The organism is Adhaeribacter pallidiroseus, from assembly GCF_003340495.1.
In the GTDB taxonomy this organism is placed as follows: Bacteria; Bacteroidota; Bacteroidia; order Cytophagales; family Hymenobacteraceae; genus Adhaeribacter; species Adhaeribacter pallidiroseus.
This window is the reverse complement of the sequence record NZ_QASA01000001.1, coordinates 2,600,563-2,617,302: the sequence shown is the minus strand read 5'-3', so window position 1 is coordinate 2,617,302 and position 16,740 is coordinate 2,600,563. Positions and strand designations below refer to the sequence as shown.

Genomic DNA, 16,740 nt, shown 5'->3' with positions numbered 1-16,740 from the left:
GAACTTAGTTGGCGTTTATTTTATTTTTTAAAGCTTGTACTTCCGGGTCGTAGGAGTTATTGGCCCAGTACACATAAATACCCGTTAAAAGCCAGGCCGCCACAATAATCGCGAACCCGACAGGCAGCGCCCAGGGGATAAAATTACCTAACTTGACCGCAAGCAAATTTTTGTCAAAAGCCACTACTAATAAGAAACCAATATAAATAACCAGTATGGTAACTGTTAATATAATTGAAACCGACCAGCGTTTTTTTACTAAGCGCTTAAACTCCGGGCTTTCTATAACGGCTGTAGCGTGGGTGTGGGTAGGGGGCATGGTGCTGTTTATTTTAAATTTTAAGTTTTAGAAGAGTAAAAAACAAGAATTTTAATCCTTTTGGGTAAATACACCGCCCTAAATATGGCGAATTGCGGCGGTATAATCCTAGTGGTTTGGCGGCTTACAACAGAACTTTTTACCTTTACTTGTAATTATTCGCAAAAAAAAGAAAACGGAAAATTCTATTTAACTAAAAGGTGCATAAACAAAGAATAAGTTTACTGGCAAATTACAGCGGTAAAATGCTGGAAGCGGGTTTGGATGAGGTGGGGCGAGGTTGTCTGGCTGGTCCGGTAGTAGCCGCTGCCGTTATTTTACCGCCTGATTATGCGCACCCGGTATTAACCGATTCGAAGTTACTGACTAAAAAACAACGGGAGAAACTCCGGGATGAAATTTGCCAGGCTGCCTTGGCCTGGGCCGTTGCCGAAGTACCACCGCGTATTATCGACCAAATAAATATTTCCAAAGCTTCTTTTTTAGCCATGCACCAAGCCGTAGCCCAATTACTTGTATTGCCGGAGTTTTTGATTGTAGATGGCAACCAATTTACGTCTTATCCGGAAATGGCGCACGCCTGCATTGTTAAAGGCGATCAAAAATATTATTCAATAGCGGCAGCTTCGGTTTTGGCGAAAACGTACCGCGATGATTTAATGGTAAAACTAAGCAAGCAGTTTCCGGCTTATGGATGGGACCAAAACGTGGGTTATCCTACCATGCGCCATCGGCAAGCGATTCAGCAAGTAGGCATTACCCCGTACCATCGCTTATCTTTTAAACTATTACCCGATGTGCCGCAAGCTTAAATGCGGAGGCAGTCGTTATTAGTTGTTCGATGAGCTAAGTGAAAGAAACAGGCAAATCATAGATGGGCATGGTACTACTTCTATCGAAGAACTTAGTAATACCTAGAAAGCCTATTATCAAGAATTTGTTTAATAGCCGGTTCCCGCATTCAGGCAGCCCTGCGGGCTAACGATACCGGGCTGGGCCAGGTGCGACAGGCTATACGGGGGAGCAAACGCAGCCCGGTTTGCCTACATAGCTCCCACTCTAGACATAAATAAATTTAAAAATAAATCCCACCGAGTGGTACTTTCCTTTTTTACTTGGCAGGTGTACCGTAACTGCTATATACTGTTCTGTACTAGATTATAAAATAAAAAAGCCGGTTGTTACACCGGCTTTATGCATAGAAAAATAGAAGAGCGTTAATTTTTTAATTTTAATAATTCCAGGAACAAACTAAAGGTATCAATCCGGGAACTAGAACGGTCACCGAAGGTATCGAAGGATAACGGTTTCTCGATATAGCCACTTACATTTAAATCTGCTGCTTCCGAATAGTCAGAATCTTCCATAGAGGTAGTTGTAATAAATACATTTAAATGCTCCAGTTCTCTATCTTTCCGGATTTCCGTAAGAAATTCCAGTCCGTTCATTCTGGGCATATTAATGTCCAACATTACCACACTGGGTAAAGAATCTGTGTTTTTTAATAAAGTTAAAGCTTCCTGGCCGTTGCGGGCAATCAGTAAAGGTAAATTGATACTGAGCTTACGAAGTTCACGCTCCACGTTGATGATATCCATGTAATCATCTTCTACTAACAAAATCTGGGGTAACGTTTTATTCATAAAAAGGGAGATAGCAATGTTAGACTGAAATTATATTCTTATAGTATTATTCATAGCTATTTTCAAAATCCGGGCCAGAATATTCTTTTTTAGGCCAGGTAAAAATAAAAGAAGAACCTTGGCCTACATTAGATTTTAAAATTATTTTGCCGCCTTGCTGTTCAATAATCTTTTTAACAATAGCTAAGCCCACACCGGTGCTTTCTACGGCGTCTCGTTCCTGTAAAGTTTGAAAAATTACAAAAATGCGCTCGTGGTAAGCAGCAGCAATGCCCGGGCCATCGTCCGTAACGGTAAATTGGTGCGTGTCCAGTAGTTCGGCGTATTTAATGAGTATTGTTCCTTCTGGTTGGTGATGGTATTTTAAAGCATTGCTGATTAAGTTTACAAAAACTTGCTCCAAATACACGCGGGCCGTTATTAATTCCGGTAGGTTATCGGCCACCTGAATTTTCATACCGGCGGGCGGTTCCAGCATTTCAATAATTTCAGATAAAAGTTGCTTTACATGTACCTTTTCTTCCGCTATCTTCTTTCTACCAATCCGGGCCAGAGTTAATATACCATTAATCAAATTATCCATGCGTTGTACGCGCAACCGCATCATGCGTAAATATTCTTGGATGTGCCCGGGTAAATTAGTGCCTAAATCTTCAATAACCCATCGGGAGGCATTATCGATGCCCCGTAAAGGCGCTTTTAAATCATGCGAAACAACGTAGGCAAATTGATCCAACTCTTTATTTTTTACTTCCAGCTCCGTAATAGTTTGATCAATTTTACTGGCCATTACATTCAGCGAAGCCGACAGTTGACTTAATTCATCGCGGGATGTATCCAGAATTTGCGTTTTGTATTCGCCGGAAGCTATTTTTTCGGCTAATGCTACCATCGAGTTAATGCGGTAGGAGAGAAGCCGGGCAATGTAAATAGACCAGCCTAAGCCAATTACAATAGTTAAAAAAGTAATAACACTCGAAAGAATCCGGGTATTGTTAATGCTGTTCCGAAGCTGCGTGCGGTGCGATTCGCTTATCTGGTTTTCAATAGCGTTGAGGCCCTGGAACATTTCGCGCATCGAGGCCATCATGGTTTCTCCCCGGGAGTTTACCGCATTATCGGCGTTTTTAAGGTTAAGTAAACCTGAGTTTTTTAATGTATTATTTTCTAGGTTTTGATTACGTTTTTGGGCAATCAGGGCTTCGGCAAAGGTGCTTACCCAGCGGGCATGCGTGCTTTTAATTTGCTGTAAAGCTCTTTTTTGCACCGGCGAATCTTTTACCAGCAATTCTAATTGTTTAAACTGGGCCGGTAATTGGCGTTTAGCCGTATGGTAAGGTTCTAACAAAACTTCGTTGCCGGTAAGCAAAAAACCCCGCATGCCGGTTTCCATATCCACAATATGGCGCTGTAAAGCCGAGGAAGCTTTTACCACCGTTTGCGACCTGGTTACCCATTGACTATTTGCAAGAACATCTTCGGAAAGTTGAAAATTGATAATAGTAATAGAAGTGAAAATGAGGGAAATAATAAAGAAACCGGCAAAAATCCTGGTAGATAATTTCATGCAAGAGTAACTGCGGGGATGCGTTTGAACTGCTAATTTACCATTTAAATAAGGATTATCATAAAATCCTTCTTCCCGCAATAAGGCTGACATGTATTTAAGTAAATGGACACAAGTAGTAAGACACCAGTATCAAGACAAAATAAAATATAATAAATTAAATAGCAGTAATTTAACCTTGTGTTTTCAATATTGGAATGTAGCTTTCAATTTGTCCTTTTACTTAGGAATAACATTTTTAAATTTTTACAATTCGGCAAACTGTTTTTTAACGGGTGGCCGCTTATAATGGAGACCTCCAGAAAGGCTATTAAAACTGTTTCAGAACCTGTTTAAAATACCTACTTTTGCTACGGCGTTTGGGAGCCCTCATGATTATGGATGAATTAAAAAAAGTTGCTTTAAACAGTGTACACGTAGCTTTAGGCGCAAAAATGGTACCTTTTGCCGGATACAACATGCCGGTCCGGTACACTTCTGACCTGGACGAACACCATACCGTGCGGCAGCACGTAGGTATTTTTGATGTGTCGCACATGGGCGAGTTTATGGTGCGGGGGCCGCGGGCTTTAGACCTTATCCAGCAGGTTACTACCAACGATGCTGCCAAATTAACCGATGGCAAAGTGCAGTATTCTTGTTTCCCGAACGAGCAAGGCGGTATTGTGGATGATTTACTGGTTTACCGGTTTAGCGCAGAAGCGTACATGTTGGTGGTAAATGCTTCTAACATCGAAAAAGACTGGAACTGGATTAACCAGTTTAATCACAACGGGGCGGAATTAGAAAACATTTCGGAGCAGATGTCGTTGTTTGCGGTGCAAGGCCCGAAAGCGGCGGCCGCGCTACAAACGCTTACCGCGGTAAACCTAGCCAATATGGGGTATTATACCTTTGTGGTGGATCAGTTTGCCGGAGTTCCTGATGTTATTATTTCGGCTACTGGCTACACGGGCGCGGGTGGCTTTGAACTATACCTGCCCAATGAACACGCGCCGGAAGTATGGCAAAAAATTTTAGCGGCCGGCGCATCTTTTAACATGAAACCCATCGGCCTGGGTGCCCGCGACACGTTGCGTTTAGAAATGGGTTATTGTTTGTACGGCAACGATATCAACGACGCTACCTCGCCGCTGGAAGGCGGTTTAGGTTGGATTACCAAATTATCCAAAGATTTTACCAATGCCTCTTTCCTGCGCGAGCAAAAAGAAAAAGGAATCAATAAAAAGCTGGTAGGTTTTGAAATGCAGGAGCAAGGCATTCCGCGGGCGCATTACGAAATTACCAACGAACAAGGCGAGCCCATCGGTGAAGTTACTTCCGGTACCCAATCGCCTACTTTGGGCAAAGGAATTGGATTAGGCTACGTTCCGCTGGCTTTTAGCCAACCAGGGCAAGAACTGTTTATAAAAGTCCGGAGTAAATTGCTGCGGGCAAAAATTGTAAAGCTACCTTTTGTAAAATAAGAGCGCGCGCAACGGATAATTTTTAAAAAATAATTTTGTAACCGGAACAATCGCTGCATTGCTTCTTAAAATTTAAAAAAATGCCTTTACTGGATGTTTGTTTTACGCCCGAATTGATTCACTTATACGCCTTAAAAGGCCGGGTAGTAGTGGTGGTGGATATCTTACGGGCTACCTCTACGATGGTAACTGGTTTAGCACACGGTCTCGAAAAAATAATTCCGGTAAGCACTTTAGCCGAATGCCAGCAACTAGCAAAACACGGGTATTTAACCGCCGCCGAGCGCGATGGAAAAAAAGCCGATGGTTTTGATTTAGGGAATTCGCCGTTCAGCTACATGGAAGATCTGGTAAAAGGCAAAACCCTCGCCATGACTACTACCAACGGTACGCACGCCATCCGCTTATCCGAAGCCGCCGATCAAGTAGTGGCAGGAGCCTTTTTAAACGTAAGCAGCGTAGCCGCTTACCTCACGACGCAACAAAAAGATGTATTAGTAGTTTGTGCCGGCTGGAAAGGAAAGTTTAACTTAGAAGATACCTTGTTTGCCGGCGCTTTAGCCCATAAACTACAAGGTAATTTTGAATTTGAAAACGATGCCACTTTGGCCGCAGCTCATCTGTACGCTGCCGCGCAAAACGATTTAATGGAATATTTAAGTAAAGCCTCGCACGTTCAACGTTTGCAAAATTTGCACATCATTAAAGATATTGCTTTTTGTCTGCAACAAGATGTGTACGAAGTAGTACCGGTGCTGGAAGGAAATTACCTGGTACCGTATATTCCCGAAACTATCAAGAACTGGGTTTAACCCGGAAAGATTTTTAAAATAGAACCTGTTATTTTTTCTTTATTTTAATTTTTGATTCTGATGGTGGCGGTTCTGGTCCCGGGTGGTTTTTTTAGCCAGGTTTTGCGCTAAAGCCGCGGTTAAATCTACCCCGGTTTGGTTAGCCAGACAAATCAAAACAAACAAAACATCGGCTAATTCGTCGCCCAAATTCTGTCCTTCGTCCGATTTTTTAAAAGATTGTTCGCCGTAATGGCGGGCAATCAGACGGGCCACTTCTCCTACTTCTTCGGTTAAAATGGCCAGATTGGTAAGCTCATTAAAATAGCGTACGCCATTGGTTTTTATCCAATCATCAACGGTTTGCTGTGCTTCGGCTAAGGTCATACTTTTTAGTTACAGGTTACAGGTGGCAAGTTACAGGTTGAGAATTGGTTTTTAAGTTGAAAAGTTGGAAGGTTGGAAAGTTTATAAGTTACAAGTTGCAGGTTAAAATTTTAAAAAATTATTTAATTTAAAAAAATTGATCGAGCGTTCTATACGTAAGAATATTAGCTATACCAATTAACACCTAAAGATTTCCCAATGTAATCTGTTGACCATGAATTATCGTCTGTGGACTACCGACTAAATGAATCCAGGATAATGGTTACCGGACCGTCATTGGTTAAGGAAACTTGCATATCGGCGCCAAACATTCCGGTTTGTATCTTTTGGCCTAAGTCTAATTCTAGTTGCTTAATCAGTTGTTCGTATAAAGGTATGGCCAAGTGGGGTGGAGCGGCTTCGATGAAAGAAGGCCGGTTGCCTTTTTTGGTGCTGGCCATCAACGTAAACTGACTAATCAATAAAATGCTGCCTTTAATATCTACCACATTTTTATTCATTTTGCCGGCCTCATCGCTAAAAATGCGCATTTGTACCACTTTCTTACTAATCCAATGAATATCTTCTTCGGAATCGGTGGCCGTAATACCAGCTAGTAATAACAAACCAACATCAATTTGCCCAACTATTTTGTTGTCAATCTGTACGTCGGCCTGGCTCACCCGCTGAATTACTAACCGCATGTTATTTTTTAAATTTTAAATATTTTAGAATGGAAAACTAGCTTATTTCTGGTAAATAATCAGTATTTCTAATGCCTTTAATCTTGTTAAAAAAGGAGACAGACAATGAAGTGTTTTATAACCAGTAATTTGCCGAACAAAGAATAACTAACAACGAACAACCAATAACCAAAAACTACTAAAGGGTAATCCAAAAACTGCTGAAAACGTTAGCTTGGTACGGTAACGTTTAATTTTTATTTTTGTACCGAGAATAAACGGACTAAATGCCAAAAAGATATATTGCTTACCTGTTCGGGTTAGTTCTGCTGGTGGCTGCCGGTTTATACGGCTATTATAAATGGCAGAAAGCCCAGAATAAGGTAAATCTCTGGACCTTAGTACCGGATGATGCTGTTTTTGTAGCGGAAACCAACCGGAACAACCATTTTATCCGGCAGCTTAAAAAAACGGAAATTTACGAAAGCCTGGCGCGCTTACCGTTTTTTACCGGTTTACAGGAAAATTTAAGTTATCTGGACAGTGCCGCCACCCGACGGGTAACGCTCCGGGAATTTTTAGACCAGAAGAAAATAGTTACTTCGCTGCACGTTACCAGCAAAGTTGATTTTAGTTTGGTGATGTACGTCCCGATTAGTACGGTAGCCGAACACCGTTACGTGCGCAACGTGATCGAGAATGTATCAAAAAGCACTTTATTTGCCTCAGAAGAGCAAGATTACCAGAATTATACCATCACCTCGGTTCACAACCAAAAGTCTAATGGTACTTTCTACTTTTTTACGTACCGCAACAATATTATTCTGAGCCCGGAGGTAAGCTTGCTGCATCAGGTAATCCGGAAGATAAATCGTACGAATCTGCAATCGCCGGTTCAGGAGTATGAGAAACAAAGTTTTTTAAAAAAATCCACTGTTTACGACACTTTATTTATCAACTACCGGCATTTACCGCCCTTTCTAGCGCTTTTTTTAAAACCAGCGGTGTACCCCGAAGTAGAGTTTCTGGCTAGTTTGTGCCGCAGCAGTTTACTGGGCTTGCAATTAGATAATCAGAACTTTTATTTAAACGGGGTTTCGCAACCCGAAACGTTAGCGGGTTCGCTGTACGAGCAATTTAAAACGCTCCGGCCGCCCACTACCCGGATGGCCAGCCTGATTCCGGAACGGACGGCCCTTCTGATTCACTTCGGCGAGGCGCAATTTACCCATTGGCTTTCTACCCAGAAAAATGCCGCGCTGCCCGTGGCTCCCGAAATAGCACCAGCGTTAGATTCGCTCCGCGGTAATTTTAAACAAGAACTGGCCATTAACTACCTGGCCGCCGCTACCCAGAATACTGCCCCGGATAAAATAGTGTTAGCCTATACTCCTCAACCTAACAAAATAAGAACGATTGTACAGGAAATAAACCAGGTGCTGGGAACTTCTTTTTCGGCGAAACGGGCGGGCCGGTACCAAATTCAGGAAGTAGGGGTGCCGGAATTGCCGCAACAGCTTTTTGGCCGGGGGTTCAGCGGGTTTGCCCGGTGTTACGTAGCGCAGGTCGATAGTTTCATGCTTTTTGCGGCCAGCGAAGAAGCGTTACGGGGCTATTTGCAAAATATTCGGGATAAAAAAGTTTTGACTCATTCAACGGCCTATAAAACCTTTAGGCAGTCTGGTTTAACGCACACCAATGTTAGTTTGTACGTTAATACTAACTTGGCTTGGAATATACTCAGTCAAAATCTGGTGGAAGATAAAAAAGTAGGTTTATTGCGTTACGAAAGAATAATTAAAAAATTTGGCCAAATTAGCTTGCAGTTCGGGCATCAAGATAAACAATTTATAACCCGGTTTTTACTGCAGCATCAACCCGAAACCAGCTCGCCCCTTAAATTAAAAGAAGTATTTAAACAAGAGCAGGAAATTGCTTTTGCCGCCCCCCTTATTTCCGGCCCCTCGTTTTTCCCCATTTTAGGCACCAGCGGATCGCCGGTTCTTATACAAGATTCGGCGTTGGTTTTGCACCAAGTTACGGAAGATGGAAAAATAGCCTGGTCGGATTCCTTGGATAGTAAAATTACCAGTACCATTTACCCGGTACAACTTGGTAGCAATTCGCAGCCTAAATACATTTTCTCTACTAAAAACCGCATTTATTGCCTCGACCAAGGGGGGTACGACGTCGAAAATTTTCCTTTTAACCTGAGCGATACCACACAAATTCAGAACTTAACCGTAATAAATCGCGGTCCGGCGCAAAGCCTGCATTTTTTGGTGACCGATACTCAGAACAACGTGTACCTGTACGATCAGCAGGGTAGTTTATTGCCCGGTTGGGAACCCAAAGAAATGCCCGGGAAACTCGCCCTGGCTCCCTATTATTTACAGATAAAAGGCCGGGAAGTGTTTGTTATCGTGCTGGAAAACGGTTATGTATACGCCATGGACCTGAACGGGGCGAATTATCCGGGGTTTCCCATTAACTTAAAAGGTAACCTTACTGCGCCTTTAATAGCCCAACCGGGAGCTAGTTTCCAGAATACAAATTTGCTGTTGCTAACACAGGCCGGCGAACTGATAACGTTTAATTTGGCGGGCCAGGTAAAAAAACGCATGGCTTTTGCCCGGCCTTCTAGGCGCACTACTTTTAATCTGGTGCTGGAAAACAGCGGTAAATCTTTTTTGGTAGCTCGTCAGGATTTAGGTCGGGTAACTTTGTACGATGCCGAGCAGAAATTAGTAATGGAAAAAAATTACGTTACTTCTGCTCCCAAGCTTATTCAATTTTTTTACTTCGACCCGGCCAATATTATATACGCCATTACGGAACGCGGGCCCCAAAAAACGTACTTATACGATATTAATATTAAGCTTTTGGGCGTAGGGCCGCTTACCAATAAATGGCCCGTACAAATGGCTTTTAATTCTTTGCTTCAGCAGTACCAGATTTATTTAATCCAGGACAATGTTTTGCAGCAATTTTCTTTTAGAACCCAGCCTTAATTTTAAAAATTTTAAAAAGATCGCAGCCACCCTTTCCGGTAGAAGAAGTACAACTGGCCAATTAAGATCAAAAACATGACGGCTAGTAAAATTACGTATCCGTAAGGATGGTATAACTCTGGCATATTTAAATAATTAATGGTGCCATCCGGATTTTCCCGCGAAAAGTTCATGCCGTACACGCCTGCCACAAAACTCAACGGAATAAAGATACTCGAAATAATAGTCAGCACTTTCATGATTTCGTTCATGCGGTTGCTTACATTCGAGAGGTAGAGCTCGGTTAAGTTCCCCATTAATTCCCGGTAATTATCGACAATGTCTAATACCTGCACCACGTGGTCGTATACATCTTTAAAGTAAATTTTTATTTCGTCCGGAATGGTATTGTTGTCGCTGCGCAATATTTCGTTAAGTTTATCCCGTTCCGACCAGGCAATGCGCCGCACCTTTAATAATTCCCTTTTCATGTTTAAGATACTGTTCAGCTGCTTTTTAGTGGGATGATCAAACAGGGCATCTTCCAGTTCTTCCAAGTACTCGCCCACCGCAGATAGCACCGGGAAATAATTATCGATGGTAACATCCATAATGGCGTACGCCATATATTGCACCGGCCGCTGACGAATAATTCCCTTGCCGGAGCGGATGCGGTTACGTAAAACATCCAGGCAATCCTCGTAATCGCTCTGGAAAGTAATAATGTAATTTACTCCCGTAAAAATGGAAATCTGGTCATCATCGAGACAATGGTCGGGCAAAAACATGATCATCCGGGAAATAAAAAACAGGTTTTTCCCTTCCGTATCCATTTTGGGCCGTTGATAATCGCTGATCACATCTTCCATCTGCAAAGGGTGAATCGTAAAATCGGCCATTATTTTTTCCAATAAAGCAATATTGCCGTAACCTCGGATATCAATCCAGTGTTGTTGCTGCGGGTTTGTTTTAAAGTAGTGCAGCAATTGGTCGTAGTCTTGATATTCTTTTTCCTGGATTTGATCTTCGTCGAAAGAAATCAGAAACATGCGCGGTTGATGCGCATTGTCGGGTACGTACAAATAACCAGGCCGTTGGCCCACTTTTTTATCAAAGGTATTTTCCTGTAAAGCTTTGGATTTAGTTAAAGAGCGAAAAACTTTCATAAGGCAGATTTAGCAAAATAAGCAGCTTGCATGATGTAGTTACAGAACCTAGTATTGCAACCTATTACGATTTTTTATGAAAACAGGCCGTTTTTAAACAATTTCTACGTGCTCAATTTTTTGCAATTGGGCCCGGAGGATGGTTTCCTGCGTTTTGGGCAGTTTAAGGCAAAGCGAACAATATTGGGAGAAATCCTGCTTTACTACCACGTATGGCGCATTTTTTATCAGGTTCATCACCAAGCTTAATTGTTCGTAAGCAAAGTGCAAGGTTAGCTGGCACTGTTCTGTTTTTTGTATAAACGTAGCGGCGGCAATAACTGCCTGGGCGGCTGTTCTATACGCCTGAATTAAACCACTCACCCCTAATTTAATGCCGCCGAAATACCGGACTACTACCACTAAAACAAAAGTGAGGTCGGCCGATTTCAGTTGACCCAAGATGGGGTCACCGGCGGTATGGCTAGGTTCGCCGTCGTCGTTGGCGCGGTAAATCCGGCCATCCGCTTCTAAACGGTACGCGTAGCAAAAATGTCGGGCATCGAAATACGCTTTTTTTAAATTATTTAAAATTTCTTTGATCTCGGCTTCGGAATATACCGGGTAGGCAAAAGCTAAAAACTTACTGTTTTTTTCTTTGTAAACCGCCGTGCTGGGCGCCGCAATGGTTTGGTACTGACTCATACAGAAGGGGGATGCTGGCGTAAAAATACAGTTTAGCTGCGGAATTAAATTTTGTTACGCTTTATAAATGCCGGGTTACGAAGGAGGCGTATTGTTACGCATTCAAAATCGGCTTTCTACCACCAGGGTATTAGTACAGTATGAATAAGGAGATTGAATTTTTTTACCAGCCGGGCTAAAAAGTCGGAAGGTTAGAATTGTTTACTCCTCATTAAAAAACTGTTTTATTTTTTCACAAACATATTGGAGCATTTCTTCTGACATTCCTGGCCAAACCGGTAAACTCAAACAAGTCTGGGCTAATTTTTCGGTTATCGGAAAAGCGCCGGTTTGATAATTTAAAAAAGCGTAAGCTTTTTGCAAATGCGGCGGAACAGGGTAATGCACGGCCGTTTCAATCCGCTGTTTTTTTAAAAATTGCTGTAATTTTTGGCGTTGTGGGGTATGAATAACAAATAAATGAAATACCGGTTCTGCTTCGGGCAACGTAGGAGGTAAGGTAATTTGGGGAACTTGCTGTAAATGGGTGAGGTAGTAAGCCGCAATTTTACGACGTTCGGCATTCCAGGTATTTAAAAAAGGTAATTTTACGTTCAGATAAGCGGCTTGTAGTTCATCTAAGCGCGAGTTCCGGCCAATGATGTCGTTGTAGTTTTTCGTTTCGGAGCCGTAATTGCGCCGCATTCGGGCTTGCCGGGCATACGCCGCCTGGTTAGTAGTAATGGCGCCGCCATCGCCTAAAGCTCCCAAATTTTTAGTCGGATAAAAACTGGTAGCATTTACGTGGCCAAAGCTACCGGTTATTTGCCCTTGCCACCGGGCTCCGTGGGCCTGCGCATTATCTTCCACTATAAACAAACCGTGTTGGTCGGCAATAGCCTGAATGGCCGTCATGTTGCAGGGGAGCCCATATAGATGGACCGGCAGAATGGCTTTGGTTTTTACAGTAAGAGCGGCAACAATTTGGTTCGGGTCCAGGTTACTGGTAAATTCTTCGGGCTCCACTGGTACGGGGACGGCGCCCACCTGGGAAACGGCAAGCCAAGTGGCTATGTACGTATTAGCGGGTACAATTACTTCATCGTGGGGTTTAACTCCCAGTACTTCTAAACTAATAATGAGCGCCTCCAGGCCATTACCAACACCCACACAATGCGACGTGTTGTTAAAAGCCGCGTACGCTTGTTCAAAGGCGGTAACTTCCGGACCTAAGATGTAGTTTTCAGAATTAAAAAATAAATGGCTCTTCTCCTGAACAGCGGTCCGGATAAGGGCGTTCTGCCAGGTAAAGGATAAAAACGGGACATACATACCCAAAAGTACGGCTAAAATAAACACTACCTAACAGGATAAAATTAAATCGGGTGGTGCGTTATTACTAAAAATTTTATTATTGATGGTATCTTTGACTCCAAAAGAACATAAAAATTTAAAAAATAGCTCTTGGGGAGCTGCTGTTGTACCTACATGTTGGAACCACGTATTTGGGAGCCGGAGCCGGTTTTGTTTGCCGCTGATTTTGCAGGAGATAAAAACCGCGGCTATCTCGTTTCTACGCAGCAAGCAGCAAATTTGCCGTTTACCATTCGCCGGGTATTCTGGTCTTTTGGCATGCGCGAAGATTTAAATAAAGGAGAGCACGCGCACCGGCTGGATCAAAAAATATTGGTGGCCTTACAAGGTCAGGTAGTTATACAAACCGAAACTACGCAAATCAGACAGTTTAACCTGGATTCTCCTTTTCAGGCATTGTACGTACCCGCCCTGTGTTGGATTAAACTCCGGTATTCGCCCGCTAGTATTTTGTTGGCCTTTTCGTCCACGGATTATGCCGAAGCCGATTATATTCGAAATTACGCGGAATTTAAACAGTTGCGGCAGTTACGTAATCTATAATTATGTGGAAGCAGCTTTCCTCTTGCCATTTGAATAAAGTTTTTTGGGATAGCTGTGTGCACCACGACCCCGCGGGTTTGGTAACGGCTCTGTCGTGGTACCTGGATGTAGTAGCGCCGCAGTGGGAAGGTTGGATAAAAGAAGAAAACGGGCAATATATAGCCGTAGTACCCATTGTGAAACGCAAAATAGCCGGAGCGCCGGTAATAACGCAACCCTTACTTACCCAGCAGTTTGGCATTTATACCCCACAGTCAGGCAATGATTTAGAAAAGTATGGGCAGGAACTTATTACTTTATTTTTAAAGCTCCCGGAAGCCATAGAAAAATATTGTTTTGGGCCCCAGGATTATCAAAATTTAAAAAATCTTTTGCCTTTCAAAGAAAAAACGAACTGGATTTTACCTTTACAGGAATCTTATCATTTAATAAGAACGCGCTATAGTACTAATCGCACCCGGGATTTAGAAAAAGCCCGGAAAGCCCGGGTGAAACTGCAAGCAGGCAATAATCTCTGGCTACACGTATTTACTTTATACCGGGCGAATGTTCTGAACCGTTTAAAGAAAAAGCAGCAGGCTACCTTATTAAAAATTATTCCGGAGCTGGTAGCTGCTGTTTTAAAACGTAATTTAGGTCGCGTTTACGTGGTTTTTTCACCAACTGGGCAAGTAGTGGCGGGGGCTTTATTTATTTTGTACAAAAACAGACTTACTTATTTGCTGCCAGCCGCCAGCGAGGCAGGTAAAAAAATAGGGGCCAGTACTTTCTTAATTGATCAGGTTTGCCAGCAATTTGCCGGGTCAAAGGTAGTCCTGGATTTTGAAGGAAGTTCGATACCCAGTTTGGCCCATTTTTACCAGTCATTTGGGGCGCAGCCAGAAATCTACGGTTTACTGGAAAACTATAATATGCCCGCTTTTTTAAAATTTTTAAATTTTCTCAAACCAAGAAACTAGTAAACTTAGCTGCGCTACTTTTGGTGTTTCAACCCGAACCATGGCATGTTTTCATTTTTAAAAAATTCTGTTTTTGGGGTTATTTCTATTGTTTCTCGTTTAATAAGCAGTTTCTTCTTAAACAAAATGGTGGCCTGGTATTTTGGTCCAGCGGGCTTAGTGCAATTGGCGCATTTTCAAAATTTAGTAACTTTTATTACCCTGGTTCCAAACGACGGCATTAACCGGGGAGTAATCAAATATTTGGCGGGCACCACTAAACAATCCCAAACTTTTCGTGCTTACTTTACCGCGGGCTTTTACCTGACTCTTACCTTGTTTTTAGGTACTGCGGTTTTGCTTTTTAGTGCCCGCAATTATTTTTTACCTTACTTTCCCCGGCAGCTTTCCTGGTTCAGTTTGTTTATAGGGGGCACGTTGTTGCTGGTACTGCAAAGTTTTTTTAACGCGGTGTTACTGGCCCAACATAAAAACGGTACACTCATCCTGGTTAATACCTTTTCGGCCTTGGCGGTAATTGTTTACGTCGCTTTTGCCATTGCCAAATTACCGGTGGCTTATTTCTTAATTGGGTATCTCTTGGTGATGGGTAGTATGGGTATAATTGCCCTGCCTTTGAGTTTGCAAGGTTTACCTAAAAAACAACTTTTTACTTTTCGAGTTTCAGGAGAGTCGGTTAAATCTTTAAGCAAATATATGGTAATGGCCACTAGTGTAGTGCTATTTTCAAAAGGCCTGGAATACTACATCCGGGATTATCTGATCCGCCATTTCTCGATGGAGCAAACAGGTTTGTGGCAAGGGGTAGTCCGGGTATCAGATAGTTATACAGCGCTTTACACGGCTGTTCTTGCTTTTGCTTTTTACCCAAAAGTAGCCGCCTTGCTCCAGCAAGAGCAAGCATTGCAATTGTTCGTGCAAAATGCCCTCCGTTTGCTCATTCCGGTTATCATGTTGGGATTAGGCTTGGTGTATATATTTCAGGATTACATATTTACCTTGCTATTAAGTAGCCGTTTTCAGGCAGCTAAGGAGTTTTTACCTTTCCAATTAGCCGGCGATTTTTGTAAATTATTATCTTGGTTGTTTGCCAATATATTAGTGGCGCAGGCAAGATTTAAAGTTTCTATATTGTTCGAAGCCATCAGCGCTTTATTTTACTTTGGCTTTTTTCATTTTTTTACCAACATCTATCAGCTGGCGGGTAGCCCGATGGCGCATTTTGCCCATTATCTGGTTTTCTTGTTGCTGCATCTGTTTTATTTTCGGAAACTGATAACCGCATGATCATACCTGTTCCTGTTGTATCGGTAATCTGTTTGTGTTATAACCACGAACGTTTTTTAGCCGAAGCCTTAGACTCTGTATTGGCCCAAACCTATCCAAATATAGAAATCATTATTCTGGACGATGCCAGCACGGATAATAGCGTAGCCATTATTCAGGAATATTGCCGTCGTTTCCCCCATTTACAATTTATTCAGAATAGCAGTAATCTCGGAAGCTGTAGAGCTTTCAACCGAGCCTTTAAACAATCAACTGGCAAATACATTATAGATTTTGCCACCGATGATGTATTGCTGCCAAATCGGATTACGGAACAAGTACAATGTTTTGCCGATTTACCGGAGGATTACGGAGTAGTCTATACCAATGCCATCCTGATCAACGAAGCTTCGCAACCTATTCGACCCTTCTATCAGATTTTACCGAATGGAAAGCGCTACCTAGAGCCGGTAAGTGGGTGGATTTACGAATTTTTAGTTAGAAAATATTTTATATCAACCCCTACCATGCTTATTAAACGCACCGTGTTAGAAAAGCTAAATGGCTATAATGAGGAACTGGTCTACGAAGACTTTGATTTCTGGGTACGCTCCAGCAGGTATTTTCAATATTACTTTTTAGATAAAATACTCACGAAGCGCCGGCTCCATCCGCAGCAACAATCCCGGCAATTATACAAAAAGCAGGATAAACAACTAGCTTCTACGGTATTGGTATGCCAAACAGCCCTGCAATTAAACCGTACTACCCAAGAAAATGCCGCATTAACCTTTCGCGTTAAGTACGAATTCAGAAAAGCCGTGAGTACCTGTAATTTTAAAGAAGCTTTAGCGCTTGCTCAGCTTTTACAGCAATTACAAAGCTTGAATGGTGTCTATAAATTAGCTGCCATTCTGATACAGTGGCAGCAAAAACTTTTTTAA

At 42.4% G+C, this 16,740-nt stretch carries 16 protein-coding genes; 8 read left to right on the top strand and 8 right to left on the bottom strand.

The window, feature by feature from the left end:
- Positions 1 to 4 precede the first annotated feature (4 nt).
- Positions 5 to 319 (bottom strand): DUF485 domain-containing protein, encoded by a 315-nt coding sequence (locus tag AHMF7616_RS10395; RefSeq protein WP_115372827.1) that lies wholly within the window; start codon positions 317 to 319, stop codon positions 5 to 7.
- A 245-nt stretch (positions 320 to 564) separates the two neighbouring features.
- On the opposite strand from AHMF7616_RS10395, the gene AHMF7616_RS10390 reads away from it, so the two are divergent.
- Positions 565 to 1,131 carry a ribonuclease HII gene (locus tag AHMF7616_RS10390; protein WP_115375549.1) on the top strand — a complete coding sequence of 189 codons (567 nt, stop codon included), beginning with the start codon at positions 565 to 567 and terminating at the stop codon, positions 1,129 to 1,131.
- Positions 1,132 to 1,536: 405 nt separating this feature from the next.
- Here the strand turns inward: AHMF7616_RS10390 and AHMF7616_RS10385 are convergent, their stop codons facing one another.
- Both AHMF7616_RS10385 and AHMF7616_RS10380 read right to left on the bottom strand, forming a co-directional pair.
- Entirely contained in the window at positions 1,537 to 1,962 is a 426-nt protein-coding gene (locus tag AHMF7616_RS10385) for a response regulator (RefSeq protein WP_115372826.1), read from the bottom strand.
- A 46-nt stretch (positions 1,963 to 2,008) separates the two neighbouring features.
- Positions 2,009 to 3,622, bottom strand: coding sequence for a sensor histidine kinase (locus AHMF7616_RS10380; protein WP_233507474.1), 1,614 nt, complete (start codon positions 3,620 to 3,622; stop codon positions 2,009 to 2,011).
- Positions 3,623 to 3,903: 281 nt separating this feature from the next.
- Here AHMF7616_RS10380 and gcvT point away from each other — a divergent pair, with 281 nt between their 5' ends.
- Together gcvT and AHMF7616_RS10365 are read left to right on the top strand one after the other, a co-directional pair.
- Entirely contained in the window at positions 3,904 to 4,995 is a 1,092-nt protein-coding gene (gene gcvT, locus AHMF7616_RS10370) for a glycine cleavage system aminomethyltransferase GcvT (RefSeq protein WP_199474407.1), read from the top strand.
- A gap of 80 nt (positions 4,996 to 5,075) precedes the next feature.
- Positions 5,076 to 5,807: a 2-phosphosulfolactate phosphatase gene (locus AHMF7616_RS10365; RefSeq protein ID WP_115372824.1), complete on the top strand. Its 732-nt coding sequence runs from the start codon at positions 5,076 to 5,078 to the stop codon at positions 5,805 to 5,807.
- A gap of 39 nt (positions 5,808 to 5,846) precedes the next feature.
- Here AHMF7616_RS10365 and AHMF7616_RS10360 read toward each other — a convergent pair whose 3' ends face one another.
- Both AHMF7616_RS10360 and dtd read right to left on the bottom strand, forming a co-directional pair.
- Positions 5,847 to 6,173, bottom strand: coding sequence for a nucleotide pyrophosphohydrolase (locus AHMF7616_RS10360; RefSeq protein WP_115372823.1), 327 nt, complete (start codon positions 6,171 to 6,173; stop codon positions 5,847 to 5,849).
- A gap of 233 nt (positions 6,174 to 6,406) precedes the next feature.
- Positions 6,407 to 6,856, bottom strand: coding sequence for a D-aminoacyl-tRNA deacylase (dtd, locus tag AHMF7616_RS10355; protein WP_115372822.1), 450 nt, complete (start codon positions 6,854 to 6,856; stop codon positions 6,407 to 6,409).
- Between the two features lie 266 nt (positions 6,857 to 7,122).
- On the opposite strand from dtd, the gene AHMF7616_RS10350 reads away from it, so the two are divergent.
- Positions 7,123 to 9,846: a hypothetical protein gene (locus tag AHMF7616_RS10350; protein WP_115372821.1), complete on the top strand. Its 2,724-nt coding sequence runs from the start codon at positions 7,123 to 7,125 to the stop codon at positions 9,844 to 9,846.
- A gap of 11 nt (positions 9,847 to 9,857) precedes the next feature.
- On the opposite strand, the gene corA is transcribed toward AHMF7616_RS10350, so the two are convergent.
- The 3 genes from corA to AHMF7616_RS10335 all read right to left on the bottom strand — a co-directional run bounded on the left by corA (position 9,858) and on the right by AHMF7616_RS10335 (position 12,986).
- Entirely contained in the window at positions 9,858 to 10,991 is a 1,134-nt protein-coding gene (corA, locus tag AHMF7616_RS10345) for a magnesium/cobalt transporter CorA (RefSeq protein ID WP_115372820.1), read from the bottom strand.
- A 93-nt stretch (positions 10,992 to 11,084) separates the two neighbouring features.
- A complete protein-coding gene (locus AHMF7616_RS10340; RefSeq protein ID WP_115372819.1) occupies positions 11,085 to 11,675 on the bottom strand; it encodes an IMPACT family protein in 591 nt (196 codons plus the stop codon).
- Between the two features lie 201 nt (positions 11,676 to 11,876).
- Entirely contained in the window at positions 11,877 to 12,986 is a 1,110-nt protein-coding gene (locus tag AHMF7616_RS10335) for a DegT/DnrJ/EryC1/StrS family aminotransferase (RefSeq protein WP_115375546.1), read from the bottom strand.
- A 156-nt stretch (positions 12,987 to 13,142) separates the two neighbouring features.
- Here AHMF7616_RS10335 and AHMF7616_RS10330 point away from each other — a divergent pair, with 156 nt between their 5' ends.
- The 4 genes from AHMF7616_RS10330 to AHMF7616_RS10315 are packed head-to-tail and all read left to right on the top strand — an operon-like array spanning position 13,143 to position 16,740.
- Complete coding sequence (locus AHMF7616_RS10330; RefSeq protein ID WP_115372818.1) at positions 13,143 to 13,571, top strand: sugar 3,4-ketoisomerase; 429 nt, start codon at positions 13,143 to 13,145, stop codon at positions 13,569 to 13,571.
- A 29-nt stretch (positions 13,572 to 13,600) separates the two neighbouring features.
- Positions 13,601 to 14,530: a GNAT family N-acetyltransferase gene (locus AHMF7616_RS10325; RefSeq protein WP_158546136.1), complete on the top strand. Its 930-nt coding sequence runs from the start codon at positions 13,601 to 13,603 to the stop codon at positions 14,528 to 14,530.
- Positions 14,531 to 14,575: 45 nt separating this feature from the next.
- Positions 14,576 to 15,817 carry an MATE family efflux transporter gene (locus tag AHMF7616_RS10320; protein ID WP_115372816.1) on the top strand — a complete coding sequence of 414 codons (1,242 nt, stop codon included), beginning with the start codon at positions 14,576 to 14,578 and terminating at the stop codon, positions 15,815 to 15,817.
- The gene (locus tag AHMF7616_RS10315; protein ID WP_115372815.1) at positions 15,814 to 16,740 is read left to right on the top strand and encodes a glycosyltransferase family 2 protein; all 927 of its coding nucleotides are present in this window, start codon (positions 15,814 to 15,816) and stop codon (positions 16,738 to 16,740) included. Before AHMF7616_RS10320 ends, AHMF7616_RS10315 begins: the two co-directional genes overlap by 4 nt.

Bases quoted from the DNA above. Each gene is read 5' to 3' on its own strand.
- AHMF7616_RS10395 (WP_115372827.1), bottom strand. From the start codon at position 319: ATGCCCCCTACCCACACCCACGCTACAGCCGTTATAGAAAGCCCGGAG.
- AHMF7616_RS10390 (WP_115375549.1), top strand. From the start codon at position 565: ATGCTGGAAGCGGGTTTGGATGAGGTGGGGCGAGGTTGTCTGGCTGGT.
- AHMF7616_RS10385 (WP_115372826.1), bottom strand. From the start codon at position 1,962: ATGAATAAAACGTTACCCCAGATTTTGTTAGTAGAAGATGATTACATG.
- AHMF7616_RS10380 (WP_233507474.1), bottom strand. From the start codon at position 3,622: ATGTCAGCCTTATTGCGGGAAGAAGGATTTTATGATAATCCTTATTTA.
- AHMF7616_RS10365 (WP_115372824.1), top strand. From the start codon at position 5,076: ATGCCTTTACTGGATGTTTGTTTTACGCCCGAATTGATTCACTTATAC.
- AHMF7616_RS10360 (WP_115372823.1), bottom strand. From the start codon at position 6,173: ATGACCTTAGCCGAAGCACAGCAAACCGTTGATGATTGGATAAAAACC.
- dtd (WP_115372822.1), bottom strand. From the start codon at position 6,856: ATGCGGTTAGTAATTCAGCGGGTGAGCCAGGCCGACGTACAGATTGAC.
- AHMF7616_RS10350 (WP_115372821.1), top strand. From the start codon at position 7,123: ATGCCAAAAAGATATATTGCTTACCTGTTCGGGTTAGTTCTGCTGGTG.
- corA (WP_115372820.1), bottom strand. From the start codon at position 10,991: ATGAAAGTTTTTCGCTCTTTAACTAAATCCAAAGCTTTACAGGAAAAT.
- AHMF7616_RS10340 (WP_115372819.1), bottom strand. From the start codon at position 11,675: ATGAGTCAGTACCAAACCATTGCGGCGCCCAGCACGGCGGTTTACAAA.
- AHMF7616_RS10335 (WP_115375546.1), bottom strand. From the start codon at position 12,986: ATGTATGTCCCGTTTTTATCCTTTACCTGGCAGAACGCCCTTATCCGG.
- AHMF7616_RS10330 (WP_115372818.1), top strand. From the start codon at position 13,143: ATGTTGGAACCACGTATTTGGGAGCCGGAGCCGGTTTTGTTTGCCGCT.
- AHMF7616_RS10320 (WP_115372816.1), top strand. From the start codon at position 14,576: ATGTTTTCATTTTTAAAAAATTCTGTTTTTGGGGTTATTTCTATTGTT.
- AHMF7616_RS10315 (WP_115372815.1), top strand. From the start codon at position 15,814: ATGATCATACCTGTTCCTGTTGTATCGGTAATCTGTTTGTGTTATAAC.